Source organism: Vogesella mureinivorans (assembly GCF_007644035.1).
GTDB classification, from domain to species: Bacteria; Pseudomonadota; Gammaproteobacteria; order Burkholderiales; family Chromobacteriaceae; genus Vogesella; species Vogesella mureinivorans.
In genome coordinates this window covers 113101-137006 of the sequence record NZ_VMTV02000291.1, presented here as the reverse complement: position 1 = coordinate 137006, position 23906 = coordinate 113101, and the positions used below count along the sequence as shown (strand labels likewise).

Annotated in this window: 25 protein-coding genes; 16 read left to right on the top strand and 9 right to left on the bottom strand. The window is 61.6% G+C overall.

Annotated elements, in window-relative coordinates; genetic code table 11:
* Window positions 1-93: 93 nt before the first annotated feature.
* Both FLQ44_RS09035 and FLQ44_RS09030 read left to right on the top strand, forming a co-directional pair.
* Window positions 94-1317, top strand: coding sequence for a sugar MFS transporter (locus FLQ44_RS09035; protein ID WP_147694106.1), 1224 nt, complete (start codon window positions 94-96; stop codon window positions 1315-1317).
* A 208-nt stretch (window positions 1318-1525) separates the two neighbouring features.
* Window positions 1526-2020, top strand: a complete 495-nt coding sequence (locus tag FLQ44_RS09030) for an acetate and sugar kinases/Hsc70/actin family protein (protein ID WP_147694105.1) — start codon at window positions 1526-1528, stop codon at window positions 2018-2020.
* 148 nt (window positions 2021-2168) lie between these two features.
* Here the strand turns inward: FLQ44_RS09030 and FLQ44_RS24575 are convergent, their stop codons facing one another.
* Window positions 2169-2294, bottom strand: a complete 126-nt coding sequence (locus FLQ44_RS24575; protein WP_276607838.1) for a hypothetical protein — start codon at window positions 2292-2294, stop codon at window positions 2169-2171.
* Between the two features lie 107 nt (window positions 2295-2401).
* On the opposite strand from FLQ44_RS24575, the gene FLQ44_RS09025 reads away from it, so the two are divergent.
* Complete coding sequence (locus FLQ44_RS09025) at window positions 2402-2731, top strand: GNAT family N-acetyltransferase (RefSeq protein WP_206208785.1); 330 nt, start codon at window positions 2402-2404, stop codon at window positions 2729-2731.
* Window positions 2732-3037: 306 nt separating this feature from the next.
* Here the strand turns inward: FLQ44_RS09025 and FLQ44_RS23605 are convergent, their stop codons facing one another.
* Window positions 3038-3187, bottom strand: coding sequence for a hypothetical protein (locus FLQ44_RS23605; RefSeq protein WP_017508317.1), 150 nt, complete (start codon window positions 3185-3187; stop codon window positions 3038-3040).
* 14 nt (window positions 3188-3201) lie between these two features.
* The gene (locus FLQ44_RS09020; protein ID WP_147694104.1) at window positions 3202-3780 is read right to left on the bottom strand and encodes a LexA family protein; all 579 of its coding nucleotides are present in this window, start codon (window positions 3778-3780) and stop codon (window positions 3202-3204) included.
* A 191-nt stretch (window positions 3781-3971) separates the two neighbouring features.
* Between FLQ44_RS09020 and FLQ44_RS09015 the strand changes: the two genes are divergently transcribed.
* Window positions 3972-4715: a substrate-binding periplasmic protein gene (locus tag FLQ44_RS09015; protein ID WP_147694103.1), complete on the top strand. Its 744-nt coding sequence runs from the start codon at window positions 3972-3974 to the stop codon at window positions 4713-4715.
* 67 nt (window positions 4716-4782) lie between these two features.
* On the opposite strand, the gene FLQ44_RS09010 is transcribed toward FLQ44_RS09015, so the two are convergent.
* Both FLQ44_RS09010 and FLQ44_RS09005 read right to left on the bottom strand, forming a co-directional pair.
* Window positions 4783-5400, bottom strand: a complete 618-nt coding sequence (locus FLQ44_RS09010) for an SAM-dependent methyltransferase (RefSeq protein ID WP_147694102.1) — start codon at window positions 5398-5400, stop codon at window positions 4783-4785.
* A gap of 3 nt (window positions 5401-5403) precedes the next feature.
* Window positions 5404-6018 (bottom strand): UPF0149 family protein, encoded by a 615-nt coding sequence (locus tag FLQ44_RS09005; protein ID WP_147694101.1) that lies wholly within the window; start codon window positions 6016-6018, stop codon window positions 5404-5406.
* A 91-nt stretch (window positions 6019-6109) separates the two neighbouring features.
* On the opposite strand from FLQ44_RS09005, the gene FLQ44_RS09000 reads away from it, so the two are divergent.
* The 4 genes from FLQ44_RS09000 (at window position 6110) to FLQ44_RS08985 (ending at window position 11011) form a co-directional block, all read left to right on the top strand.
* The gene (locus FLQ44_RS09000) at window positions 6110-7033 is read left to right on the top strand and encodes a pseudouridine synthase (RefSeq protein ID WP_170252902.1); all 924 of its coding nucleotides are present in this window, start codon (window positions 6110-6112) and stop codon (window positions 7031-7033) included.
* On the top strand, window positions 7030-7614 hold the full coding sequence (mobA, locus tag FLQ44_RS08995) for a molybdenum cofactor guanylyltransferase MobA (RefSeq protein ID WP_147694100.1): 585 nt from the start codon (window positions 7030-7032) through the stop codon (window positions 7612-7614). The genes FLQ44_RS09000 and mobA overlap by 4 nt, the downstream gene beginning before the upstream one ends.
* Window positions 7615-8175: 561 nt before the next feature.
* Window positions 8176-10005, top strand: a complete 1830-nt coding sequence (locus FLQ44_RS08990) for an alginate export family protein (protein WP_147694099.1) — start codon at window positions 8176-8178, stop codon at window positions 10003-10005.
* A gap of 22 nt (window positions 10006-10027) precedes the next feature.
* Window positions 10028-11011: an SDR family NAD(P)-dependent oxidoreductase gene (locus FLQ44_RS08985; protein ID WP_206208773.1), complete on the top strand. Its 984-nt coding sequence runs from the start codon at window positions 10028-10030 to the stop codon at window positions 11009-11011.
* Between the two features lie 80 nt (window positions 11012-11091).
* Here the strand turns inward: FLQ44_RS08985 and FLQ44_RS08980 are convergent, their stop codons facing one another.
* The 4 genes from FLQ44_RS08980 to FLQ44_RS08965 all read right to left on the bottom strand — a co-directional run bounded on the left by FLQ44_RS08980 (window position 11092) and on the right by FLQ44_RS08965 (window position 14916).
* Window positions 11092-11424: a YegP family protein gene (locus tag FLQ44_RS08980; protein WP_147694098.1), complete on the bottom strand. Its 333-nt coding sequence runs from the start codon at window positions 11422-11424 to the stop codon at window positions 11092-11094.
* 157 nt (window positions 11425-11581) lie between these two features.
* Window positions 11582-12556 carry a GTP 3',8-cyclase MoaA gene (gene moaA / locus FLQ44_RS08975; RefSeq protein WP_147694097.1) on the bottom strand — a complete coding sequence of 325 codons (975 nt, stop codon included), beginning with the start codon at window positions 12554-12556 and terminating at the stop codon, window positions 11582-11584.
* Window positions 12557-12835: 279 nt separating this feature from the next.
* Entirely contained in the window at window positions 12836-14323 is a 1488-nt protein-coding gene (locus tag FLQ44_RS08970) for an aldehyde dehydrogenase (protein WP_147694096.1), read from the bottom strand.
* A gap of 47 nt (window positions 14324-14370) precedes the next feature.
* On the bottom strand, window positions 14371-14916 hold the full coding sequence (locus FLQ44_RS08965; RefSeq protein ID WP_026107854.1) for a cupin domain-containing protein: 546 nt from the start codon (window positions 14914-14916) through the stop codon (window positions 14371-14373).
* Between the two features lie 210 nt (window positions 14917-15126).
* Between FLQ44_RS08965 and ald the strand changes: the two genes are divergently transcribed.
* From ald to FLQ44_RS08925, 8 genes are all read left to right on the top strand, one after another.
* Window positions 15127-16251 (top strand): alanine dehydrogenase, encoded by a 1125-nt coding sequence (gene ald, locus FLQ44_RS08960; protein ID WP_147694095.1) that lies wholly within the window; start codon window positions 15127-15129, stop codon window positions 16249-16251.
* A 14-nt stretch (window positions 16252-16265) separates the two neighbouring features.
* A complete protein-coding gene (locus tag FLQ44_RS08955; protein WP_147694094.1) occupies window positions 16266-17021 on the top strand; it encodes a gamma-glutamyl-gamma-aminobutyrate hydrolase family protein in 756 nt (251 codons plus the stop codon).
* A 54-nt stretch (window positions 17022-17075) separates the two neighbouring features.
* Window positions 17076-18410 (top strand): glutamine synthetase family protein, encoded by a 1335-nt coding sequence (locus FLQ44_RS08950; protein ID WP_147694093.1) that lies wholly within the window; start codon window positions 17076-17078, stop codon window positions 18408-18410.
* A 75-nt stretch (window positions 18411-18485) separates the two neighbouring features.
* Window positions 18486-19865: an aspartate aminotransferase family protein gene (locus tag FLQ44_RS08945; protein ID WP_147694092.1), complete on the top strand. Its 1380-nt coding sequence runs from the start codon at window positions 18486-18488 to the stop codon at window positions 19863-19865.
* A 222-nt stretch (window positions 19866-20087) separates the two neighbouring features.
* Complete coding sequence (gene motB, locus FLQ44_RS08940; RefSeq protein ID WP_147694091.1) at window positions 20088-21017, top strand: flagellar motor protein MotB; 930 nt, start codon at window positions 20088-20090, stop codon at window positions 21015-21017.
* Window positions 21017-21763 carry a class I SAM-dependent methyltransferase gene (locus FLQ44_RS08935; RefSeq protein WP_240801227.1) on the top strand — a complete coding sequence of 249 codons (747 nt, stop codon included), beginning with the start codon at window positions 21017-21019 and terminating at the stop codon, window positions 21761-21763. The genes motB and FLQ44_RS08935 overlap by 1 nt, the downstream gene beginning before the upstream one ends.
* Window positions 21750-23078 carry a histidine kinase gene (locus FLQ44_RS08930; RefSeq protein ID WP_147694090.1) on the top strand — a complete coding sequence of 443 codons (1329 nt, stop codon included), beginning with the start codon at window positions 21750-21752 and terminating at the stop codon, window positions 23076-23078. The genes FLQ44_RS08935 and FLQ44_RS08930 overlap by 14 nt, the downstream gene beginning before the upstream one ends.
* A gap of 3 nt (window positions 23079-23081) precedes the next feature.
* The gene (locus FLQ44_RS08925; protein ID WP_147694089.1) at window positions 23082-23873 is read left to right on the top strand and encodes a TrmH family RNA methyltransferase; all 792 of its coding nucleotides are present in this window, start codon (window positions 23082-23084) and stop codon (window positions 23871-23873) included.
* Window positions 23874-23906 lie beyond the last annotated feature (33 nt).

Genomic DNA, 23906 nt, shown 5'->3' with positions numbered 1-23906 from the left:
GCGGGGTGGATAAAAAACCATGAAAACAGTCGAGTACATTGCTACTTGAACTTAGACTGCGCGCCTTCGCCCATTACCACCGGAGCACGATACATGCACGCGCATGGAGAGACACAACACGGCAAGTCGCTCGCCGTCCTGACTACCCTGTTTTTCATGTGGGGCCTGATTACCTCGCTGAACGACATTCTGGTTCCGCACCTCAAAGGGGTGTTCTCGCTGAGCTATGTGCAGGCCGCACTGATCCAGTTCAGCTTTTTTACCGCCTATTTTGTGGTGTCCTTGCCTGCCGGCCGCCTGGTACACCTGCTGGGCTACCAGCGTGGCATCGTGGCCGGTCTGGGTATTGCCGGGGTAGGCTGCCTGCTGTTTTACCCGGCGGCGGCCAGCTTGTCCTACCCGGCGTTTCTGGGGGCGCTCTTTGTCCTGGCCAGCGGCATTACCATTTTGCAGGTGGCGGCCAACCCTTACGTTACACGCCTGGGCCCGGTAGCCACTGCCTCCAGCCGCCTGAACCTGACGCAGGCGTTTAACTCGCTGGGCACCACGGTGGCGCCGCTGCTGGGTGCGGTGCTGATTCTGGCCGGTACACAGCACGTTACCGGTGTATCGGCGCAGGAAAAAGCGCTGGCCGAAGCCGCTTCGGTGCAAGGCCCTTACCTGATGCTGGCGGCCGCGCTGTTTGCCATTGCCGCTGTATTTGCCATGCTGCGCCTGCCGGTTATTCAGGATGATGCCGCTCAAGACAGCCAGGCCGTGGGCAGCGTATGGCAGCACCGCCACCTGGTACTGGGTGCCGTGGGCATTTTTGTGTACGTGGGCGCCGAGGTCGGTATTGGCAGCTTTCTGGTGAGCCTGATGGAGCAGCCGGATGTCGGGGGCCTGAGCCAGGTGGATGCCGGTAAGCTGCTGGCGCTGTACTGGGGCGGGGCCATGGTTGGCCGCTTCATTGGTAGCGCGCTGATGCGTCGCGTGGCGGCCAGCAAGGTATTGGCCTGTGCAGCCTTGCTGTCGGTGTTGCTGATTGCTGTAGCCATGCTGGCCGGTGGCAAGGTGGCCATGTGGAGTTTGCTGGCCGTGGGCCTGTGCAACTCCATCATGTTCCCCACCATTTTCTCGCTGGCACTGGCTAGCCTGGGCAAGCTCACCGGCGCCGGCTCCGGCGTGCTATGCATGGCTATTGTGGGTGGCGCGGTATTGCCGCTGCTGCAAGCCAGCGTGGCAGACAACATCAGCTTGCTGGCCTCGTTTGGTGTGCCGCTGCTGTGCTATGTATTCATTCTGTACTATGGCCTGGTGGGTTATCGCCCGCGCTAAGCGCCCTGCAGACCAAGCCACCTTCGGGTGGCTTTTTGCATGCTGAGTCCGGCTTGTCTTGCTGCCGTGGCGGGGCTGGCCTGAGCAGCGTTTCGCCCTGCTGGCCAGCCGTTGTACATTAGCCGTGTGGTGCCTTGATGGCGCTATTCACACCGCGTCTGGCTGCGCTGGGCGTTGCCATGGAAACTATCTGAGGATACCTACCATCATGCACACGGACTTGCACGGCAAGGTTAATGAAGCGGCATGGCGGCTAACGCTGGGCGCGGATCAGTTGCACTTGACGCGCACGAGCCCCATGGCGCAGCCAGAGGAATATGTTCTGGATATCGGCGTCGCGTCGATTGCCCGCCGCTGGTTCAAGCACGAGCCGCCAAGCGCGCTAGAGGTGGAGTACGCGATAGAGGAGATCGAAAACAAGCTGGAGACCTGGCACCGCCTGGCCGGGCAAGTGCTGCCCTTGCATACGCCAGACAGCCAGATTCTGGATATCGCCAAGTTGGCCGCTATCCCGCTGCAAGCAGAAACCGCGCTGAGCCGTGATGTCGTAGAGCACACTTTCGGGCGCCTGGTCGCGGTGATTCAGGGGCGGCCAGCGTCGGTGGAAGGGCTGCCCGCAGACCGGCTGTTTGCCGCCCGCTTATTGATTTTGCGCGAGTTCATGCACCACATGAAATGCGAGTCGATCATCGTGAAGACATGACGCGCCGGGGTGTGCTGCCGTCAGCCGGCAAGCTGCGTGTTGAGCGTGCCGCTTGATGCGCATGGCACGATGGCCGCCATGCCGGCCGGCGATCGTTTGCGCTGGGTGCTGGGGTAGCCCGATTAAACATGGCCCCATGCCTACATCATCAGGCCGTCAGGTAAACTGGCCCGCCTGCCTGTGCGGCCAACCTTTTCATGCCGAGATCGCCATGCCCGATACCTTCCCCTTGCTGTACACCCGCCGATTGCAGCTGCGGCAGATAGGCCAGCACGATGTGCCGGCACTGTTGCCGGTATTTGCCGACGCAGACGCCATGCGCTGGTTCGGTACCGACCCGGTAAGTGACGCCGCACAGATGGCGCAGATTGTGGCGGCCCGCTGCTTGGCACCTGCGGGCTGTTTGCCTGGAATCAGGGCTGGCGGCGCGCCACGCTGGGCTACGAGCTGGGGCGGGCGGCGTGGGGGCAGGGCTATATGCAGGAGGCGCTGCAGGCCGTGCTGGGCTGGGGTTTTGACCAGATGCAGCTTCACCGCATTGATGCCTGCATTCACCCCGACAATGCGGCATCGCTAAAGCTGGCGCGCAAGCTGGGTTTTGTAGAAGAAGGCCGGCTGCGCGATGCGGGCTTCTGGCTGGGGCAATACCACGATCTGCTGCAGTTTTCGCTGCTGGCGCCCGAGTTTGCCGCCAGGCAGGCCGCTGCCTGAGCCGTGCGCTGCGCCGGCCAAAGCAAAGCCCCTGCCGGTGTGGCAGGGGCCGGGGGGCGGCCAACTCGGGCCTGTCATGGCCCCGGCATGGCCGGGGTGGGCTGACACGGTAATCAGGGGCTGCATAACGTGGGGCAGCGCCCTGTTTGTACGGGTGTGGCGGCAAAGCCTGCTGCAAGCGGGTGCGGTGTTGGCAAGAGCGGGCTTTGCTGCCTGTGTTGCAGGCTGTCGGCGGCTTGCCGGCAGCGAGTGTTTTGCCTGTGGGTTGGCCGGTGGTTTGCCCACCGGGCCCCCAGGCTGGCACGCTTAGCCGACAAACTCTACCGGGGCGTAGTAGCTGCGGCCGGTGCGGGTAAGCAGCACTTGCGGCTGGCCTTCGATCACGGCGCGAAAGGCACGTGGCAGGCGCTTCCAGTCGCGGAACATCATTTTTACCGGGTCGTTATGCTTGTTCATGCTGCGCTCCTTGTTCAGTCCACTGCGTGAATGACATTGGTGACGACGCCCCACACGAAGAAACTGGCGTCTTCGGGTACTTCTATCGGTTTGAAATCGGGGTTTTCCGGCAGCAGGCGGATGCGGCCGGCCGAGCGTTCCAGGCGCTTTACGGTAAGTTCGTCGTTGATCACGGCCACCACCACCTTGCCGTTGCGCGGCTCCAGCGAGCGGTCGACAACCAGCAGGTCGCCGTCGTGTATGCCGGCGTTGATCATGGAGTCGCCTTTGACGGTGACCAGAAAGGTGGACGCAGGCTTGCGCACCAGGTGCTGGTTCAGGTCGATGTCGGCTTCTTTCAGGTCGTCGGCGGCCACGGGCGAGCCTGCAGGCACACGGCTGGCAAACAGCGGCAGCGACATGTTTTTCAGGGCTTCGCCCAGCAGGGCGATGTCGCCAGCGCTGTTGCCGCGTAGGCCGCGCAGGCTGCGGTATTCGTCCAGCCAGCCTTCCAGCACGGGTTTGAGCGGCTCGGGCACGCGCATGGCTACGGTTTTGTCGCCACCAAAGCGTGATTTGCGGCCTGCGCCTTCGCGTTTTCCACCTTGTGTCATGTGTGTGATCTCCTTGGTTCTGATTTTGTACGTATTCAAAAGCAAAGGCAAGCCTCTTTTTGCCGTAGCGGGCAGGGTGTTGTTTTTATATCGGTTTATAGAAATGGTGCGTGCTGCTGCGGCGGCGCTGGCGAGTACTTGTTGCCGTACGCCTGCGCTGTTAGTCTGCCAGTCTCGATAGAAAGGAAATTATGGCGAGGCTGCTTTTCTTTATGTTCTGCCTGATGGCTGCCAAGGTGGCCGCTGCCACAGGTATTGTGGCCTGTGGTGGTGACAATGGTTGGCCGCCATCGTCTTACTTCGGCCCGCCGCAGCATAATAATGCGCGCCCGGTGCTGGGGTATTCGCCGGATGTGCTGCATGCGGTGTTGAGTACCAGCGCGTTTCGCCCCGAGTTCGTGTTGTTGCCGTTTCGCCGCTGCCTGAGCCTGGCCGAGCAGGGGCGGCAGGTGCAGGTGGTGATGGGGGCGACCTTTTCTGCCGAGCGGGCACGGTTGTTTTTGTTCAGCCGCCGCTACCTGCATTTGCGCCCGGCGTTGTTTCTGTGGCCCGGTGCGGCGCCGGGCTTGCCCTTGTGTGGCCTGATCGGCTTTAACTACGCCCCTTTTGGCCTGAAGCCGGAAGATGTCGATGAGGGCTCGTCCAGCTACCTGCTGGTGATGAAAAAGCTGCAAGCTGGCCGCTGTCGTGGCTTTGCCGAGTATGTGGAAGTAGGGCGCAGCCTGCAGTTGCTGGGTTTGCTGGGCGAAGACGGCGGGCGCCTGCAAGCCCGGCTGTTACCCGGCCTGGTGCCGGTACCGCTGCATTTTATGGTGTCGCGCGCGTACCCGCATGCCGAACAGTTGTTGCGGCAGCTAGACCGGCAGCTGGAGCTGATGGAGCGTAGCGGGCAGCTGGATGCGCTGCTGGCACGACATCAGGCAGTAGAGCAGTAGGTGCAGGCTGTCGATAAAACGCCCTGCCAGGCGATGCCGGGCAGGGCGTTGTTGTTGGACGGGGGGCTCAGGCGGTGGCGGGTTTGCGCGCCACAATCTGCAATACAGCAGCCATGCCGGTGTGCAGGCTGCCTTCGATGACTTCGCGCTGTACTTCGGCAAAGTGCAGTAGCTCCAGCCCGGCCAGCTCCTGGCGCAGGGTGTCGGGCTCCAGCAGCAGGTCGGTATCTTTGGGGCCGCCGGTGCCAAAGCCTAGCTGGCGCGGCGTGTAGCCTTCCAGCATAAACAGGCCGCCCGGTGCCAGCCCGGCCACGCAGCCGGCCAGCACCTGCCGGCGCAGGGCGGAGGGCAGGTGGCAGAAGATGGAAATAATGGCGTCCCAGCTGCCGGGTGCGATGGGGTAGTCGGCCAGGTCGGCCAGCGTGGCAGTAATACTGAGGTTTTGCTGGGCTGCACGCTGCAGCAGCTTGATCAGGCCGGTATGGGCGGCGTCTACGGCGGTAAGCTGGTGCCCCAGTGCCGCCAGGTACACGGCATTGCGCCCTTCGCCTTCCCCCAGGCTCAGCACCCGGCTGCCTGCGGCTAACCTGGGCGCCTGCTCTTTCAGAAAGTCGTTGGGGGCGTTGCCGTAGGCGTATTGCTCGCCGGCAAAGCGCGGGTTCCAGAACAGGGCGGCCTGGCTCATGGCTTACTCGTTTTCCTCGGCGGCTTCGGCGGCGGCCATGTCCGCGCGTAGCTGGGCAAAAAAGGCGTAGATGCTGGCGACCGAGTCCGAGATGCTGGCCAGCCAGGCTTCGCGCTGCTCGGTGCTGGCGCCATGCAGGAAGGGGCGCATTTCCGGGTCCGGGTGGTGTTCGAACGCCAGTGCCATGATGGGGGCCAGCGCCGGGGCGGCGTCGGCATCATCAAACAGCAGGCCCCAGTCTTGGTGCATCAGCTGCATGCCCTCGCTAAAGCCCTCGGCCCACACATTGCCGTGCACCTGGCCGTGTTCGTCTTCGTCCAGCCAGGGCTGAAAGGCCTGGCCGCGCTGCAGGGTGTGGGCGATATCCAGCCAGTGGCCAGACAGCAGGCGCACAAACTGCTCCATGGCTTTGGCGGTGTTGAACGCGTCGTCGTCGTCGAAGGCTGCGCCCATGATGGCCGGCAGGCAGTCCACCGGCTTGATCTGTTCCGGGCCACATAGCAGGGCGGCAAAAAAGCCGTCCAGTTTTTCCAGGCTCATGGCGCCTTGCGGGGCGAAGCGGGCCAGGGTGTCGGACAGGCGCTGGTAGTCTTGGTCGGTCAGGGCGGCAGATTTCATGGATGGCGTGGGCCTGTTGCGTGGGAAGCCTGCATTATCCGGTAAAATGCCGGCTCTGCGGCTATTTATCGCGAAGGCCGCGCTACTTTTCATGACTATGTCCACTGCCATTTCCCCCGTCCCGCCGCGCCAGGGCGTGGCTGCCAGCTGCCTGGTACTGCCACAGGGCCATTGGCCCGACTTGCTGGCTTTTCTGTGCCAGCGTTTTGCCCATGTGGCCGACGCTTGGGCACACAGGTTGGCCGCAGGCCAGGTGTGGGACGATGCCGGCCAGCCGCTGGCGCCCGGCGCGGCTTACCTGCCGGGTATGCGTATCTGGTATTTTCGCGAGGTACCACACGAGGTGCCGGTGCCGTTCGACATCGCCATCCTGCACCGTGACGACCGCCTGCTGGTGGTAGACAAACCGCACTTTCTGGCCTGCGTGCCCGGTGGGCGGCACGTGCGTGAAACCGTGCTGGCGCGCCTGCGTAGCCAGCCTGGCCTGGCGCAGGTGTCGCCTATTCACCGGCTGGACCGTGAAACCGCCGGCGTGATGGTGTTCTGCGTGGATGCGGCCAGCCGTGGTGCTTACCAGCGCCTGTTCGAACAGCGCAGCGTGCAGAAAGAATACGAAGCCATTGCCCCGTGGCGGCCAGATCTGCCATTGCCGCTGCTGCACCGCAGCCGCCTGGCCGAGGTGCCGGGCGAGTTTGTCATGCAGGAGGTGGCCGGTGAGCCCAATAGCGAAACCATCATCAGCCTGCTGGCGCAGCGTGGCAGCTGGGCGCGCTATCGCCTGCAGCCGGCTACGGGCAAAAAGCACCAGCTGCGCGCCCACCTGGCCGCGCTGGGCATCGGCATCGCCCACGACCCGTGGTACCCGGTATTCCGCCACGACAAAGCCCCCGACGATTTCAGCCAGCCGCTGGCACTGCTGGCGCGCAGCATTGCCTTTACCGACCCGATAGATGGTAGCCAGCGCCATTTTGTCAGCCAGCGCGAGCTGGCCTGGCCGCCGGCGGTGCAGCCATGATTGGCGCCTTGCTGTTGGCGGGGGGCGAAGGTCGCCGCATGGGCGGGGTAGACAAAGGCATGCAGCCGCTGTGCGGCCAACCTTTATACCAGCACGTGTTGCAGGCCCTGCAGCCGCAGGTGGCCTGGCTGGCCATCAGCGCCAATCGCCATCTGGGCGATTACGCCGTGCATGGCCACCCGGTATGGCCGGACGCGGCGCCCTGGCAGGGCATGGGGCCGCTGGCGGCGCTGGCCACTGCGGCGGCCAACTTGCCGCCCCATGTCACGCTGCTGCAGACGGCACCGTGCGATAGCCCGCTGTTGCCGGCGGATCTGGTGCCCAGGCTGGCCGCCGCGCTGGGCGACGCCGATGTGGCGATGCCGGTGACAGCACAAGGCCCGCAGCCGGCGTGCCTGCTGCTGCGCGTGGCGGCGCTGGCGGGCTTGCCGGCGTATCTGGCGGCAGGCGGGCGCAGCATACGCGGCTGGCTGGCGGGCTTGCAGGTGGTAGAAGTAGTGTTTGACGAGGCGGGGTTTGCCAATGCCAACGACGCAGCGGCACTGGCGCGGCTGGCGGCGGTGATGGGCGGCGCGGGCTAAGGTTGGCCGCAGGGCCGGGGTAGCGGCGTTGCGCGGCGAGCAGGCAAAAAAATGGCCGGCATATAGCCGGCACAATGCTCGTATCAAGGGTGCCCATTCGGCTTGCCACGCTGCCGGTCTGGCCGGGCGGGGCACGAAATTCAGGGCATTGCGCTTGTGAGCCACAACACAACACAGAGAGTGATTGCAGTATAGGGATGGCTGATGCATTCGTGAAATGAATCATTTTTATCGTTTTTATTCCGATGTGGAATGATTTGTTTTGGCGCCTGTCTGTGTCGGTAGCTTGCGGGGTAGGCTAGTACGCCGCCTGGCGGGTCTGCCGCTGGTTTGTTCGTGCAATGTGTTTGCAGGCAGCTGTGCGTATCGCTGCATCCATAGCTTGTGGCGTCTGAATGATTACAGCACTGGGGCTGATGCGCGTGCTTGGGGTAGTTTGTCACTTGCATGACTTTGTGGGTGGGGCGCCGCCTGTCAGGAATGCTAAATCAGGCGGGCGTTTTGTTGAGTATTCATGCTGTTTGGCAGGTTTTTTAGCTTGATATTGCTGGTGTGGCAATCTTGCCAAATGCATTGAAAAAGCGATTGACTCTATTTTTTCTGCCATCCAATAATGACTTCTTAATATTTTCCAATAAGATAAAAATTGTGAAAATCGATAAGAATCATTATGTTGGCCTACGCATCCGCCTGTGCGTAACATGCTCCATGCTGGCTGTGTTTGGCATGGCGTCCCCCACGGTACTGGCAAACTCGGACAGTGATTTTTCGGGTAGCCGCATCGAGTCGGTAGCTGTGCGCTTTGATGGCGGGGCGCTTGAAAATACCACCTATCGTGATGCGGTCCTCAAGGCTTTTGCTGTTTATCCTGGCGGGCAGTATGACCCGACACGAAGCAATATGATGCTGGCCCAGGTTCGGCGCCTGAAGTTTGTCAAAGCCGCCAGCTTTCAGTTGCAATCCAGCCGTGCGGGTAATCTGGCTTTGACTGTGGATGTCATCCTCAGCGACAAAGCCAAGTCACTCGATGATGCCCCCATTGGCGTATTGGTAAACGATAGCCTGCAGGATTTTCCTACGTTGTATGCCGATGACCGCTCGGTATTGCAGGCCAAGCTGGAAAACAAGTCCATGCTGTTTTCCAACGCAGGCGCCTTTTTTGGCCGTCCAGATGTCCTGACGGCAGGTAACCCCCTGGCGACGTCGCCATCTGGCAAAGATGGCACCGATACCTGGCTGGAAAGCAGTATCGAGGCCGGTGTGTATGGTCTGAAAGCGCTGAATGGCCGAACCTCTGCTTTTGCCGGTGTCAGCGCGATTGCTTCGGGTTCCTGGGGGCCTGAGCTTTTTACCGACAAGACGCGTCATCATGTGGCGGTCGAAGACGCCTATGCGGGGTTCATCAACAGCCACGCTACCGAGCAGGGTGGGCTCAGGCAGCTGTCGGTGTTGTATGGCAGAAAGGCTTTTCAGGTAGACAGCGGCATGATTCTGCGGCTGGCATCAGCCAATGGCGGTGAGCGTGCTGCGCTGCAGTCCAATCCGCGTAATGCTGCAGAGCAGCTGCTACATGTGCAGTTTGTGCATGATGCACACCGGGTAGAGCTGTTTCGCTTGAACCCGGATGAGCTGCAAGAAACCGATAGCAAGACCGTGCTGCAGGGCATCAACTACGAGGGGCGCGTCACGCCGGACATCCGCCTGGGCGCCATGTGGCTGGAAGTGCCTGAATCCCGCTTTGCCTATTACACCACGGCGACAACGTATTCACGGCAGGGCCTGAAAGTGGCGGATCTACGGTTTGCCTACGAGCCGCCGGCAGCAGCGGTGCCGGTTTTTTTCAGGGCCGAGTACGCGCGGCAGACGCATAGCCACATCGATATGGATGCGCGCGCAGCTTACCTGGAGGCGGGCTATCAGTTTCTCAAGCCGGGCTGGCGGCCTAGTTTCAGCTATCGCTATTCGCGCTTTAGTGGTGACAACCCCGATACCGCCACATTCGAACGCTGGGACCCGCTTTATGCTGGCGGCAGTGGTGATGAGTGGGTGCAGGGCCTGAATCAGTACAAAGTGGTGCAGACATCCAACGTGATCGGGCACCGCTTCATGGCACGTCTGCAGGTGGCACCGCGCTGGGAGCTTTCACCGCAGCTGTGGTTTTTCAAGGCTGACGAGCTCAATAATCTGGGCGGTGCACAAGCTTTGTCGGTGCTCTCTTCCCGCGATTTGGGCAAGGAGCTGAACATCACTGCCCGCTATGTGGCCAACCCTAACCTGATATTCGTCATGTCGGCCGCATACACCCAGCCGGGCAAGGCCATCCGGCAGGCCTTAAACCAGAATTATCGCAACTGGTTCAGCGCCAGTGCGTTAATGATTGCACGTTTCTGACCCTATCCCATAAGGACGTACCATGAAAGCTATGCGCAAACTATTGGGCCTGCTGTTGCTGTCTGGGGGGCTGTACGCCCTTCCTGCCCATGCCGAAGGTTATAAGCCAGTTGACATCAAGCCCCTTGACCCGGCTTTTTTTGTGCCAAAACGTCATGATGGCCGTACCTATATGATCACCGGTGGTGCCCGGGGTATTGGCGGTGCAACAGCAGTGCGCTTGGCCAGAGAAGGGGCCAATGTGGTCATTTTTGATGTGCTGGCAAAGGATGCGGCGGAAACGGTTGCGCAAATCCGCCAGGAGGGTGGCAAGGCCGAGTTTGTGCAGGGTGATGTACGAAAGAATGCCGACGTACAAAAGGCCGTTGATCATGCGGTAGCAACCTATGGCCAGCTGAATGGCGCGCTGAATGCCGCTGGCGTGATGGCTGCCATTTCACCGGATGCGGTATTCGATTACCAGAAACAGAAAAGCCTGCTGCCCACGCCCATTGCCGATGCGGGTGATGAATACTTCGATACCGTTATGGATATCAATGCTACGGGCGTGTTCAAGTCCATGCGAGCGCAGCTCAAGCCCATGCTCAAGCAGGGTAAGGGTGGCGTTATCATCAATATCTGCTCGATCGCCGGTTTGACCGGGCTGGCGGGTAACCCGGCCTACGTGGCGAGCAAGCATGCGTGTAATGGCCTGACACGTAACGGCGCGATTGATTATGCGCCTTATGGCATCCGGGTGAACTCGGTCAATATGGCGGCGACCGAAACCGCGATGACGGATATGGCAATGAAATTTGTCATGGCGGCCAGCAAAGAAAATGCACAGTCCACCGTGCCTAATATGGGGCGTACCAAGACCTTGAGCCTGCTGGCTTACGCGGATAGCAACAAGCGCCAGGCAACCGTATGGGAGCAGGCTGCCGTGATTTGTTTCCTGCTGTCCGATGAGGCATCCAACCTCACCGGTGGCTTATATGCTACCGATGGCGGCTGGACTGCCTATTAGACGGCGCAGGCTGCCTGCGTGTGGCCAATGAGAAAAGCCCCGCTTGCATGGCAGGCGGGGCTTTGTCATGGAACGCAGGCTCAGGTCAGGTCTTTGATGGTGTCGCTGCCGCCATTGTTCATCACCGACAGGATGCCCTTGTCGCGTGACGCCGCGCTGGCGTACATCTGGCTGCTGCCGATAATCTGGTGGTTGGCCGCTTTCAGGTTGAAGTAAAACTTGCCGTTGGCCGCCTCCTTGGCGTCGTAACGTTCAGCGTTGCCACTATTGGTTTGTACCGAGGCAATGCCGTTTTCTGCCGACGCCCGCGTCTTGTACAGCTCGCTGGTCAAGATGACTTCGGCATTGCCTGCCTTCAGCACAAAACGGTACTGCCCGTCACTGCTATTGCTTAGTTCGAACCAGCCAGCCATGGTGATTGCCTTTCCTGTTGTTTGCCTGATAAAGCCACCGCCTCATGCGGGCGCGTGGTGCTGGTGGCACCCTACCATCAATGTAAAACTTGTATAAAAGCGCAACCGTGCGCCATGTGCGGGGCGACGCACGCCACTGCTGCCCGGCAAGCGGGTACTAGCCGCCGGTCATCGACATGAAGCGCACCACGCGCTGTGGCTGTTCGGTGAACTCGTGCTTTTCCGGCTTCAGCTCGATGGCGGCGCGGATGGCGGCTTCCAGCTCTGTATCGCTGCAGCCCGCGCGCAGCAGGGGGCGCAGTGCAAAGCGCTCTTCCTGCCCCAGGCACATGTATAGCGTGCCGTCTACCGACAACCGCACGCGGTTACAGGTGGCGCAAAAATGCTGCGACATGGGGGTTATCAAGCCCAGGGTAAAGCCGCCGTCGGCGCTTTCCCAGTAGCGGGCGGGGCCGCCGCCCAGGGTTTTGCACGTTGGCCGCAGGTCAAAGCGCTGCTGTAGCTGCGCCAGAGTGTGCTGCAGGTTCAGCCCGCGCGTCTGTTGGCCGGTGCTGCCCATGGGCATGGCTTCGATCAGGCGCAGGATCAGGCCGTTTTCGATACAGAACGCCACCATCGGTTCGATATCGGCTTCGTTAACACCTACCATGGGCACCATATTGATCTTGATGCGCGTGAAGCCAGCGTCGCGTGCAGTGCGCAGGCCATCGAGCACCTTGGGCAGGCTGTGGCTGCCGGTAATGTCGTGTACACAGTCTTCGCGTAGCGAATCCAGGCTCACGTTCAGGCGGCTTACCCCGGCGCGGTGCAGGGCGTGGGCGTGTTCGGCCAGCTGGGTGGCGTTGGTGGATAGCGACAGGTCTTCCACGCCGGGCAGGGCGGCTAGCCGGGTGGCCAGGTCGGGTAGGTTGCGCCGTAGCAGCGGCTCGCCACCAGTGAGGCGGAAGCGGCGGGTGCCCAGGCGGGAAAAGGCGGCCACCACACGGCCGATTTCGTCGAAGGTCAGCCAGTTGGCCGGCTCTTCAAAGCCCTTGAAGCCTTTGGGGATGCAGTAGCTGCAGCGCAGGTCGCAGCGGTCGGTAACCGACAGGCGAAGGTAATCGATGGTGCGGCCGAAGCGGTCTGACAACATGGGGCATTCCCGTGGGTAAGTGCTGGGTAAAACAGGTTTTAAGCAAATGGCCTGCCAGCACTGGCTGCAGGGGCCAAGGTTGGCCGCAGCCAGTGTTGGCGTGGCTGTGCCCTGCATCAGTCGGCGTAGGCAGGCTTTATCTTACGCTGCCGGTGCGACTTTCTGTCCCTGCCGTGCGCGATTGCGACATTTTGTCTGCGCATGGCAGGGACCAGTGGCCGCGCAGGCAGTAAAAGAAAAAGCCTGCACGCGGCAGGCTTGGCATGGGTTGGGGCAGGCTTACAGCTTGATCAGCGTGGATTTCAGCTCGGTGTATTTTTCCAGCGCGTGCAGCGACTTGTCGCGGCCATTGCCGGACTGCTTGAAGCCGCCAAACGGGAAGTTCATATCGCCGCCTTCGTCGTAGCAGTTCACCCACACGGTACCGGCGCGCAGGCGGCGCGATACCTGGTGCGCGGTGCTGACATTGCTGGTCCATACCGCTGCGGCCAGGCCGTACTCGGTATCGTTGGCAATGCGGATGGCTTCTTCCACGTCGCTGAAGGTGATGATGGACAGCACCGGGCCAAAGATTTCTTCGCGGCAAATGGTCATGTCCGGGCGCGGGCACACAAAGGCGGTGGGCTCGATGAACAGGCCTTCGTCGGTGCGGGTGGCATGGCCGCCGCAAACCAGCTCGCAGTCTTCTTCGCGCGCCTTGGCGATGTAGCCCAGCACCTTGTCGTACTGGATGCGGTCCACAATGGCGCCCATGCTGGTGGCCGGGTCCAGCGGGTCGGCCGGCTGGTAGGCCGCAGCGGCTTTCTTGAATTCGACCAGGAAGGCGTCCTTGATGTCTTTGTGCAGCAGCAGGCGCGAGCCAGCGGTACACATCTCGCCCATATTGTAGAAAATGGCGCCGGCAGCAGTGCGCGCAGCACGCGCGATGTCCGGGCAGTCGGCCAGCACGATATTGGGCGATTTGCCGCCCAGCTCCAGCCAGGCGCGCTTGAGGTTGGACTGCGCGGCGGCGGTGGCAATGAGCTTGCCCACGCCGGTGGAGCCGGTAAAGGCAATGCAGTCGATGTCCCTATGCTGTGCCAGCGCCTGGCCCACGTCGCCAGCGCCAGGCAGTACCTGGAACACGCCGTCCGGCATGCCGGCTTCTTTGGCCAGTGCGGCCAACTTGATGGCGGTAAGCGGGGATTTTTCCGACGGCTTCAGGATCACCGCGTTACCGGCAGCCAGCGCCGGGCCGAATTTCCAGCTGGCCATCAGGATAGGGAAGTTCCACGGCACTACGGCGGCTACCACGCCAATGGCCTCGCGCGACACCAGGCCCACCAGCTTGGGGTCCACCGGGGCGACTTCGCCGCCGATCTTGTCGATCGCTTCGGCAAACCATTCCACGCAATAAGCAGCACCGGGTACGTCCACGGTAGTGGTGTCGCCGATGGGTTTGCCGGCGTCCAGTGTTTCCAGCAGGGCCAGTTCGTCGCCATGCTGGCGGATCAGTGCGGCAAAGCGTTTCAGAATGCGGCCGCGTGCCAGCGGTGCCAGCCCGGACCATTTGCCACTTTCAAATACGCGCCGTGCTGCGGCAACAGCTTGCTCCACTTCGGCGGTGCCAGCCCAGCTGATGGTGGCGAGCTTGTCGCCGGTAGCCGGGTTGATGCAGTCGAAGGTGCGCTCGTCAGCCGCGGTGACGTACTGGCCATCCACGAAGGCACGGCCTTCGATGGTGATCTGGCCGGAAAGGGCTTTCCATTCTGCATGGGTGCGAGCCATGGTGTTTCTCCTCTGTAGTGTCGGGTTCGCCCCGCTTGGGAGGCGATTTAGAACGTTGGCGGGGAGCTTGCGCTCACAATCTCACAGGTGTCGTTGCCAACGTTACGAAAACGGTGTGGCTGCTTGCTGTCGAAATAGTAGGCATCGCCCGGGCCCAGTACGCGTACGTCGCTGCCCACGGTGATTTCTACCTCCCCCTTCAATACCACGCCGCCTTCCTGGCCTTCGTGTACCAGCATGTCCGGGCCGGTATCGGCACCTGGCTGGTAAACCTCGCGCAGGATGGCAATGTCGCGCCGCTCGTGCGCTGTACCCACCAGCAGCAACTGGATCTGGTCATTACCCAGGTTGGGTAATTCGTCGCTGGTGTAAAATACATGCGCTTGTTGTGGCTCGGTGTCGAAGGTGAAAAAATCCGACAAGGTCATTGGCATGCCTTCCAGTACCTTGCGCAGCGAGCTGATGGAAGGGCTGACACGGTTTTGTTCGATCAGCGAGATCGTGCCGTTTGTCACCCCAGCCCGTTTGGCCAGTTCGCGCTGGGAAAGCCCCATGCGTTCGCGAACCATCCTGAGTCGTGCACCAACATCCATATGTTCCTGTCCAATCCAAATGTTAATAATTTTAGACGTTCGATGATAAGGATTTTGACCACTTTTTACTGCACTGCTGCGCTGCAAAATCGAAATTTCTTTGCAAGGTGTGCAAGTTATAGTCAAAATCAGTGTGTGACTGCAAGCATGTTGTAGATTTTTTTAAACAAGTGCTGCTAAATATTCACGACACCACCAAAGGAGTCAGCTATGTTAATCGGCGTTCCGAAGGAGATCAAAAATCATGAGTACCGCGTGGGCCTTACCCCCTCCGGTGTGCGTGAATTGGTGGCCGCCGGCCACAAGGTGATTGTGCAAAGCCAGGCTGGCCTGGCAATAGGTTTTACTGACGAACACTACCTGCAGGCAGGTGCCGGCATTGCCGCCCGTGCAGACGAGGTGTTTGCCCAGGCCGAGATGATCATCAAGGTAAAAGAGCCGCAGCCGGTGGAGTGTCGCATGTTGCGCCCGGGGCAGCTGCTGTTTACCTACCTGCACCTGGCTCCGGACCCGGAGCAAACCCGGCTGCTGGTGGAATCCGGCGCGGTGGCCATCGCCTACGAAACGGTGACTGACGAGCGTGGTGGCCTGCCGCTGCTGGCGCCGATGTCCGAGGTGGCAGGGCGCATGGCGATCCAGGCCGGTGCGCATGCGCTGGAAAAAGCCCAAGGCGGTCGTGGCGTGCTGCTGGGCGGTGTGCCCGGTGTGGCGCCAGCCCGTGTGGTGGTGATCGGTGGCGGTGTGGTGGGCTTAAATGCGGCGCGTATGGCGATGGGGCTGGGGGCGGATGTCACCATTCTGGATAAATCGCTGGCGCGCCTGAAAGAGATAGACATGGTGTTTGGTGGCCGTATCAAGACGCTGATGTCCAATGCGGCCAACATCGAAGACAGCATCCGCGAGGCCGACATGATTGTGGGCGCGGTGCTGATACCTGGCGCGGCGGCGCCCAAGCTGGTGAGCCGCGCCATGCTCAAGCACCTGAAACCGGGTGCGGTACTGGTGGACGTGGCCATTGACCAGGGCGGCTGTTTTGAAACCAGCCGTGCCACCACGCACCAGGACCCCACCTATATTGTGGATGGCATCGTGCACTACTGCGTGGCCAATATGCCGGGCGGGGTGGCACGCACCTCTACCATGGCGCTGACCAACGCCACCTTGCCGTACGCGCTGGAGTTGGCCGGCAAGGGCTGGGTACAGGCGATTGCTGATAACGAACACCTGCGTCATGGCCTGAATGTGTGCCGTGGCAAGGTAACCCACGCTGCGGTGGCGCAGGCACTGGGCTACGACTATGTCGAGCCGCTGGTGGCTGCCCGCGCAGCGCACTGACAAACGAGGAAATCATGTTGCAACCCATTATCGGGATACCGTGCGACGTCAAGCAGATCGGCTTGTTTCCGTTTCACGCGGTAGGTGAAAAGTACATCACCGCTGCGGTGGGCGGGGCCGGGGGCGTGGCTATCCTTATCCCTTCGCTGGGCGATGCCAGCCAGCTGCGTGCCATTGTGGACCTGGTAGACGGCATTTTACTGCCGGGCTCGCCATCCAATGTGGAGCCGCACCATTACCAGGGCACCCCCAGCCGTGAAGGCACGCTGCACGACAAGGCGCGCGACGCCACCACGCTGCCGCTGATCGACATGCTGGTCAAGGAAGGCGTGCCGCTGCTGGGCATCTGCCGCGGTTTTCAGGAGATCAACGTGGTGATGGGCGGCGAGCTGCACCAGCACGTACAGGAAGTACCGGGGCTGCACGACCACCGCGAGCCGGATACGCAAGACCTGGACCACATGTACGGCCCGGCGCACCCGGTAAGGTTGGCCGCAGGCAGCTGGCTGCAAGGCTGGCTGGGCTGTGACAGCGTGCAGGTGAACTCCATTCACCAGCAAGGCATCAAGCGCCTGGCCGATGGCCTGGTGGCCGAAGCGCTGGCCGAAGACGGCCTGGTAGAAGCGTACCGCTTTGACAAGGCCCCCGGTTTTGCCTACGCCGTACAGTGGCACCCGGAATGGAAATACTGGGACAACAAGGCTTCACAAGCGATTTTCAAGGCTTTCGGCGACGCTTGCCGAGAGCGCCGTATGCGTCGAAACCAATAGACGTGTACTCGGCAAACCCTTCCGGCATAGACCGGAAAATAGAGGAAATGCATCATGAGTCACCAAATGTTTGAATGGCTGCGCGAGCACCGTATTACCGAGATGGAGTGCATTGTGCCGGATATGACCGGCGTGGCACGCGGCAAGATCGTTCCGAAAGACAAGTTCGTTTCCGAGTCGGAAATGCGCCTGCCCGAAGCGGTACTGATCCAGACCGTTACCGGCGATTACCCCGACGACAGCATGCTGGACCTGACCGACCCGGATATGGTTCTGCTGCCCGACCCGAACACCCTGCGCTACGTACCGTGGGCCACCGACCCTACCGCCCAGCTGATCTACGACGCTTTCCGCGCCGACGGTGAGCCGGTAGAAGTGGCACCGCGTAACGTACTGCGCCGCGTACTGAAAATGTACGAAGACAAGGGCTGGGCTCCAGTTGTGGCGCCGGAGATGGAGTTCTACCTGCTGTCGCCCAACCCGGATCCGGACATCCCGCTGGCACCGCCTATCGGCCGTACCGGCCGCGCCGAATTCGGCCGCCGTTCCTATGCCATCGATGCGGTAAACGAGTTCGACCCGCTGTTCGAAGACATTTATGACTACTGCCACGCCCAGAACCTGGAAGTGGACACGCTGATTCACGAAATCGGCACCGCGCAGATGGAGATCAACTTCCTGCACGGCAATGCGCTGGACCTGTGCGACCAGGTATTCCTGTTCAAGCGGACAGTGCGCGAAGCCGCCTTCCGCCATAACATGTACGCCACCTTCATGGCCAAGCCGATGGAAGGCGAGCCGGGCAGTGCGATGCACATCCACCAGAGCGTGGCCAGCATCGAAACCGGCAAGAACATTTTCAGCAACCCGGACGGCAGCACCTCCGATGACTTCCTGCACTTCATCGGCGGCCTGCAGCACTACCTGCCGGAATGCATGCCGTTCTTTGCACCGTACGTAAACAGCTACCGCCGCCTGTCGCGCTACACCGCCGCGCCAACCAACGTGGAATGGGGCTACGACAACCGCACCGTGGGCCTGCGCGTACCGCATTCCTCGCCAGCGGCGCGCCGCGTGGAAAACCGCGTACCGGGCGTGGACGTGAACCCGTACATTGCCATGGCCGCCACCCTGGCCTGCGGTTACCTGGGCATGGTGAACAAGATCAAGCCGCGTGACCCGCTGTCCAGCGACGCCTACGAGCTGCCGTTCCAGTTCCCGCACGGTACCGAAGAAGCGCTGGTGCGCCTGAAGAACTGCACCGATATCGCCGAGATCCTGGGCCCGCGCTTTGTGAAGATGTATGTAGGTATGAAGGAGAAGGAATTCTCCGAGTACTTCCGCGTGATCAGCCCGTGGGAACGCAAATTCCTGCTGCTGCACGTGTAATACCATAACGATAACGACACGCTGCCGCCTGCGGCCAACCCTGACCCCGCAGGCGGTGTTTACCGGAGAGTAGAAATGACGCAGCAACGTAACACCGCAGCCTGGCGCGAGATGGATGCCGCTCACCACCTGCACCCCTTTACCGATACCGCTTCGCTGAACGAGCAGGGCGTGCGCATGATTACCCGTGCGGACGGCATTTACCTGTGGGATAGCGAAGGCAACCAGATCATGGACGGCATGGCCGGCCTGTGGTGCGTCAATATCGGCTATGGCCGCAAAGACCTGTCCGACGTGGCCAAGCGCCAGATGGACGAGCTGGCCTACTACAACACCTTCTTCAAGACCTCCCACCCGGCGGTGGTAGAGCTGTCGCACCTGCTGGCTGACGTGGCGCCGCAGGGCTTCGACCACGTGTTCTACACCAACTCCGGCTCCGAGTCGGTAGACACCATGATCCGTATGGTGCGCCGCTACTGGGACGTAAAAGGCAAGCCAGAGAAGAAAACCCTGATCGGCCGCTGGAACGGCTACCACGGCTCCACCATCGGTGGCGCCAGCCTGGGCGGCATGAGCTATATGCACGAGCAGGGCGACCTGCCGATTCCCGGCATCGTGCACGTAGAGCAGCCTTGGTACTACAAGCACGGCAAAGACATGACGCCGGAAGAATTCGGCGTAGCCGCTGCGCGCTGGATTGAAGAAAAAATCCTGGAAGTCGGCGCCGACAAGATTGCCGCCTTCGTGGGCGAGCCTATCCAGGGCGCCGGCGGCGTGATCGTGCCGCCGTCCACCTACTGGCCGGAAGTACAGCGCATCTGCCGCCAGTACGACATCCTGCTGGTAGCCGACGAAGTGATCTGCGGCTTTGGCCGTACCGGCGAATGGTTTGGCCAGACGCATTTCGGCTTCCAGGCGGATATCTTCACCACCGCCAAGGGTCTGTCGTCCGGCTACTTGCCTATCGGCGCGGTATTCGTTAACGACGAAGTGGCCAGCACGCTGGCTGCCGGTGGCGATTTCAACCACGGCTTTACCTATAGCGGCCACCCGGTGGCCGCCGCCGTGGCGCACGCCAACGTGAAAGCCCTGCGCGACGAAGGCATTGTCCAGCGCGTAAAAGAAGACATCGGCCCCTACATGCAAAAACGCTGGCGCGAAACCTTCAGCCAGTTCGAGCACGTGGACGACATTCGCGGTGTGGGCCTGATCCAGGCGTTTACCCTGGTGAAAAACAAAGCCACCCGCGAGCTGTTCGACAACTGGGGCGAGATCGGCCTGATGTGCCGTGACATCTTCTTTGCCAATAACCTGATCATGCGCGCCTGCGGCGACCATATCGTGTCCGCACCGCCGCTGGTGATCAGCAAGGCCGAGGTAGACCAGATGATCGACACGGCTGCCCGCTGCATGGCCGAGTTCGAGCGCCAGCTGAAGGAAAAAGGCCTAGCCTGACCCGCCAATGCCTAGCAAAAAACCCGCTGCGGCGGGTTTTTTGCCGTTTTGCCGCGACGCGCATGCCGTGTGGCAGTGGTGCGGTGGCACAGCAGCTGCAAGTCATGTAGTAAGATAAGGGTTGGCCGCATGCCGTACGCTGCGGCAGTGTTTAACCATACCGACGGGCATGCCGGCCAGTGCCGCGCCCGCCGTTTACCCGCGATAACAAGGGCTGCAAGCATGGCTGACGAATCACAACGCCCCATAGTCGTCAAAAAAATCAAAAAAGGTGGCCACGGCCACCACGGCGGGGCGTGGAAAATTGCCTACGCCGACTTTGTTACCGCCATGATGGCGTTTTTCCTGCTGATGTGGCTGCTTGGCTCCACCTCGCAAGGTACGCTTAGCGGTATTTCCGATTTCTTCAAATCGCCCCTGAAAACCGCGCTGCAGGGCGGCGAGGGGGCCGGTGCATCCACGTCAGTGATTAAAGGCGGGGGCACCGATCTGACCAAATCTGCCGGTCTGGTAAAAAGAGGTAACCCCGACCCTGCCAAGGCCGAAGAAGAGGCGCAAAAGCTGAACAAGCTGCAAAAACGCCTGCAGGACAAGATGGAAGACAGCATGGCCAAGAGCGAAGTGCTGAAGCAGTTCAAGAACCAGGTGAAGATGGAAATGACCCCGGACGGCCTGCGCATCATGATCATCGATGAGCAGAACCGCCCCATGTTCCAGTCGGGTGGCTTTTCCCCGCTGGGCCATACCCGTGAAATCCTGCAGTCCATCGGCCGCGAACTGAACGACGTCGACAGCCGTATCAGTATCTCCGGCCACACCGATGCCAACCGTTTTTCCGGTAGTGACGCCGGTTACACCAACTGGGAGCTTTCCGCCGACCGTGCCAATGCCGCGCGGCGCGAGATGATAGCCGGCGGCATGCTGGACGAAAAAGTGCTGCGCGTGGTGGGCCTGGGCCCGGCGGACCCGCTAAACAAGCAAAACGTGTTTAGCCCGGAAAACCGCCGCATTGCCATCGTGATCCTGAACAAAGACGCAGAGGCGCGTATCCGTGGCGACGGGCTGATCTCCAGCGATGCCGACCTGAGCAACGCCACGGTCAGCAGCCCGAAAGAGGCCGCCGCAGCCGTCGCGCCGGCTGGCGCTAACTGATGCTGGCAGCCCTGCTGCGGGCGCTGCTGATCCAGCTAGCGGCAGCGCTGCTGGTGTTCTACTTTGTGGCGCCGCTGGCGCAGCCGGTGCTGTGGAGTGTGCTGCAGGCAGCCGTGGCGCTGCTACTGGCCAGCTTGCTGCGCCAGCGCGGCATGGCGCGCTGGCTGCATGGTGTTGCCGGCCCGCTGGTGTTGGCCGCATTGTGGCTCGCGCTGCCCCCCTGGGTTTACCTGCTGGCCTTTGTGCTCACCTACGCCGTGTCACGCAATGCCATTACCGAGCGTGTGCCGCTGTACCTGTCATCCCGCGAGAGTACCGAGGCGCTGGCCGCGTGGCTGCCGCCAGGTGCCCGCGTGCTGGACCTGGGCAGTGGCGACGGCAGGGTAGTGCTGGCGCTGGCCCGCCTGCGGCCCGATATTGAGGTGGCCGGCGTAGAAAACGCCATGCTGCCCTGGTTGTGGAGCCGTTGCCGCCACCAGCTGGCAGGCCGCCCGGCCAATGCCCGGCTGTACTACGGTAATTTCTGGCAGCAAGACTGGGGGCAGTACAACGTGATTCACGCCTTTCTTTCCCCAGCGCCGATGGACAAGGTGTGGCAGTATTTTTTAAACAAATGCCACACAAATAGCTGGCTGGTCAGTAATACATTCACTATCAATACTGAAGAGCCCGCCCAGCGCCTGCCGCTGGGGGGGATTTTGCAAAAAGAACTCTTGATCTGGCGACACCCGCATGGAACTAGCTAACTGGTTGTCTTCCCTGGCTGAAAACCGCTGGCCTATCCTGCCTGGCACCGCAGTCAAGGTGCGCCAGATGATGGGGCAGCACCCGGACCAGATTGCGTTTTCCGACCTGTCCAACCTCACCATGTCCGACCCCTTCCTGCTGCTGGACCTGCTGCGGGTCGTGGGGGCGTCCAGAGCCCTGCAGCGCAGCGAAGCCACCCCCACGGTAGAGCAGATGCTGATGATGCTGGGGCTGGAGGCGGTGAATACCCGCTACCGCAATATCCCGGTGCTGGAAGTCAGCCGTGGCAAGCTGGACGAAGACGTCTTGGACGCACTGGGCGACTGGCTGGGGCGTAGCCGCATTGCTGCCTTTACCATCAAGGGCTGGCTGGCCATGCTGGACGACTACAAAGTCGAAGACTGCTTCCTGGCCGCACTGGTGTACAACCTGCCAGCCTGCCTGTACCTGATTTACCGCAACCGTGTGCCGCATGGCCCGCTGCTGCAGGAAGTGTCCGACGTTTTCAAAACCGAATACCCCAAGCTGCTGGAGCATTTCATCCAGAAAATGCCACTGCCAAGCGGCCTGCTGGCCAACCTGGGTACCGGCCCGGGCAACCGCCGCAAGCAGCTGCTCAAGCTGGCCATTGCTACTGCCAACGGGGTGGATCAGGGCTGGTGGCGGCCGCAGTGGAATGTGGGCATTGATGCCGCCGCCAAGCTGATAGGCTGCAGCCCGGAAGACGCCCACAAAGTGGTGCAGCAGTCCATTTTGCAGATCGCCCGCAACCCGCGTGCCATTGGCTACACCTATAGCGCACGGGCGTATCTGTACCGGGAAGGCCCGTTCCCCAGCCTGGTCAAACAAAACCCGGTATCCACACTCAGCAGCGCCGAGCAGCTGGATGTGGCGCTGCGCGAGTCTATCCGCCACTTTGCCAACGACCTCAAGCTGGAGCGCATTTTCTTCCTGCGTTACGACCAGCCTACCCACACCCTGCGCCTGCGTTACCAGGTAGGGCTGGACGACCACGACCCGATCCGCAAGCTGGCGGTATCGCTGGAGCCGGGCAGCTTCTTTAACCTGCTGGCCAGCAAGCCGCAAAGCTTCCACGCGCCTGCGGCCACCCGTGCGCAGCTGGCACGCAAGTACGAAGACCCCTTCTTTGCCCATATCGGCGATAGCGCCTTTGCCTGCATGTCGGTCTTTACCGGCCACACGCTGGCGGGGGTGTTCTTTGTCGATAACTTCCGCAGCAATAAACCCATAGACGACGACACCTACCAGCGCTTCAAGGAAACCGTAGCGCGGGTGTCGCAGATAGCCCTGTAAAGCATGACATTCCAGAAAACCCTTACCTCGGCGGCCAACGATGAACTCAAGCATCTGGGCCGCCTGCTTGGCAATGCGCGCGAGCGCCGCAAACACGGCCAGCTCGTGCTGGAAGGCTTGCACCTGCTGCAATCCGCCATCGATGCCGGCCTGACCATTGATGCCGTCTACGTCAACGAAAGCGCGCAGCACCACGGCGAGCTGCTGCCCTTGCTAGCCAGGCTGGAGCGCCGCCTGGCGGTGCTGGTAGCCACGCCGGTGCTGGCCAAAGTCACCGCGCTGGCCACGCCTGCGGAGGTGCTTACCGTCTGCCGCCGCCCGGCACCGCAGCCTACCGCCGCCGGCGCACCGTGCGTGATGCTGGACGACGTGCAAGACCCCGGCAACCTGGGCACCATCCTGCGCTGCGCCGCCGCGGCCAACGTGCGCGATGTGTATTTGTCCAAAGGCTGCGTGGACGTGTACTCGCCCAAAGTGCTACGCGCCGGCATGGGCGCGCACTTTGCCCTGCATATTCACGAGGCCGCCGACCTGCCCGCCGTGCTGGCCGCCTGGCCGGGGCGTAAGCTGGTCACGCATCTGGAAGGCAGCGTATCGCTGTATGGCCAGAGTCTGGCCGGTGATGTGGCCTTTGTGTTTGGCAATGAAGGCGCCGGTGTCAGCGCCCCGGTGTTGGCCGCCGCCGACCTGCGCGTGCGCATCCCCATGCCGGGCCACGCCGAATCGCTGAACGTGGCGATGGCCGCTACCGTGTGCCTGTTCGAGCGCGTGCGCCAGCTGGAAGCTGCCAGCTAGACCTTGTCACCATGACCAAAGCATGGCAGGGTG

Bases quoted from the DNA above. Each gene is read 5' to 3' on its own strand.
- FLQ44_RS08965 (WP_026107854.1), bottom strand. From the start codon at position 14,916: ATGGATGTTGGTGCACGACTCAGGATGGTTCGCGAACGCATGGGGCTT.
- FLQ44_RS08945 (WP_147694092.1), top strand. From the start codon at position 18,486: ATGACGCAGCAACGTAACACCGCAGCCTGGCGCGAGATGGATGCCGCT.
- FLQ44_RS08980 (WP_147694098.1), bottom strand. From the start codon at position 11,424: ATGGCTGGCTGGTTCGAACTAAGCAATAGCAGTGACGGGCAGTACCGT.
- FLQ44_RS08955 (WP_147694094.1), top strand. From the start codon at position 16,266: ATGTTGCAACCCATTATCGGGATACCGTGCGACGTCAAGCAGATCGGC.
- FLQ44_RS08985 (WP_206208773.1), top strand. From the start codon at position 10,028: ATGAAAGCTATGCGCAAACTATTGGGCCTGCTGTTGCTGTCTGGGGGG.
- mobA (WP_147694100.1), top strand. From the start codon at position 7,030: ATGATTGGCGCCTTGCTGTTGGCGGGGGGCGAAGGTCGCCGCATGGGC.
- FLQ44_RS08935 (WP_240801227.1), top strand. From the start codon at position 21,017: ATGCTGGCAGCCCTGCTGCGGGCGCTGCTGATCCAGCTAGCGGCAGCG.
- FLQ44_RS09015 (WP_147694103.1), top strand. From the start codon at position 3,972: ATGGCGAGGCTGCTTTTCTTTATGTTCTGCCTGATGGCTGCCAAGGTG.
- FLQ44_RS09010 (WP_147694102.1), bottom strand. From the start codon at position 5,400: ATGAGCCAGGCCGCCCTGTTCTGGAACCCGCGCTTTGCCGGCGAGCAA.
- FLQ44_RS09020 (WP_147694104.1), bottom strand. From the start codon at position 3,780: ATGACACAAGGTGGAAAACGCGAAGGCGCAGGCCGCAAATCACGCTTT.
- FLQ44_RS23605 (WP_017508317.1), bottom strand. From the start codon at position 3,187: ATGAACAAGCATAACGACCCGGTAAAAATGATGTTCCGCGACTGGAAG.
- FLQ44_RS09000 (WP_170252902.1), top strand. From the start codon at position 6,110: ATGACTATGTCCACTGCCATTTCCCCCGTCCCGCCGCGCCAGGGCGTG.
- FLQ44_RS08970 (WP_147694096.1), bottom strand. From the start codon at position 14,323: ATGGCTCGCACCCATGCAGAATGGAAAGCCCTTTCCGGCCAGATCACC.
- FLQ44_RS08930 (WP_147694090.1), top strand. From the start codon at position 21,750: ATGGAACTAGCTAACTGGTTGTCTTCCCTGGCTGAAAACCGCTGGCCT.
- FLQ44_RS09005 (WP_147694101.1), bottom strand. From the start codon at position 6,018: ATGAAATCTGCCGCCCTGACCGACCAAGACTACCAGCGCCTGTCCGAC.
- FLQ44_RS08925 (WP_147694089.1), top strand. From the start codon at position 23,082: ATGACATTCCAGAAAACCCTTACCTCGGCGGCCAACGATGAACTCAAG.
- FLQ44_RS08950 (WP_147694093.1), top strand. From the start codon at position 17,076: ATGAGTCACCAAATGTTTGAATGGCTGCGCGAGCACCGTATTACCGAG.
- FLQ44_RS09030 (WP_147694105.1), top strand. From the start codon at position 1,526: ATGCACACGGACTTGCACGGCAAGGTTAATGAAGCGGCATGGCGGCTA.
- ald (WP_147694095.1), top strand. From the start codon at position 15,127: ATGTTAATCGGCGTTCCGAAGGAGATCAAAAATCATGAGTACCGCGTG.
- moaA (WP_147694097.1), bottom strand. From the start codon at position 12,556: ATGTTGTCAGACCGCTTCGGCCGCACCATCGATTACCTTCGCCTGTCG.
- FLQ44_RS09035 (WP_147694106.1), top strand. From the start codon at position 94: ATGCACGCGCATGGAGAGACACAACACGGCAAGTCGCTCGCCGTCCTG.
- motB (WP_147694091.1), top strand. From the start codon at position 20,088: ATGGCTGACGAATCACAACGCCCCATAGTCGTCAAAAAAATCAAAAAA.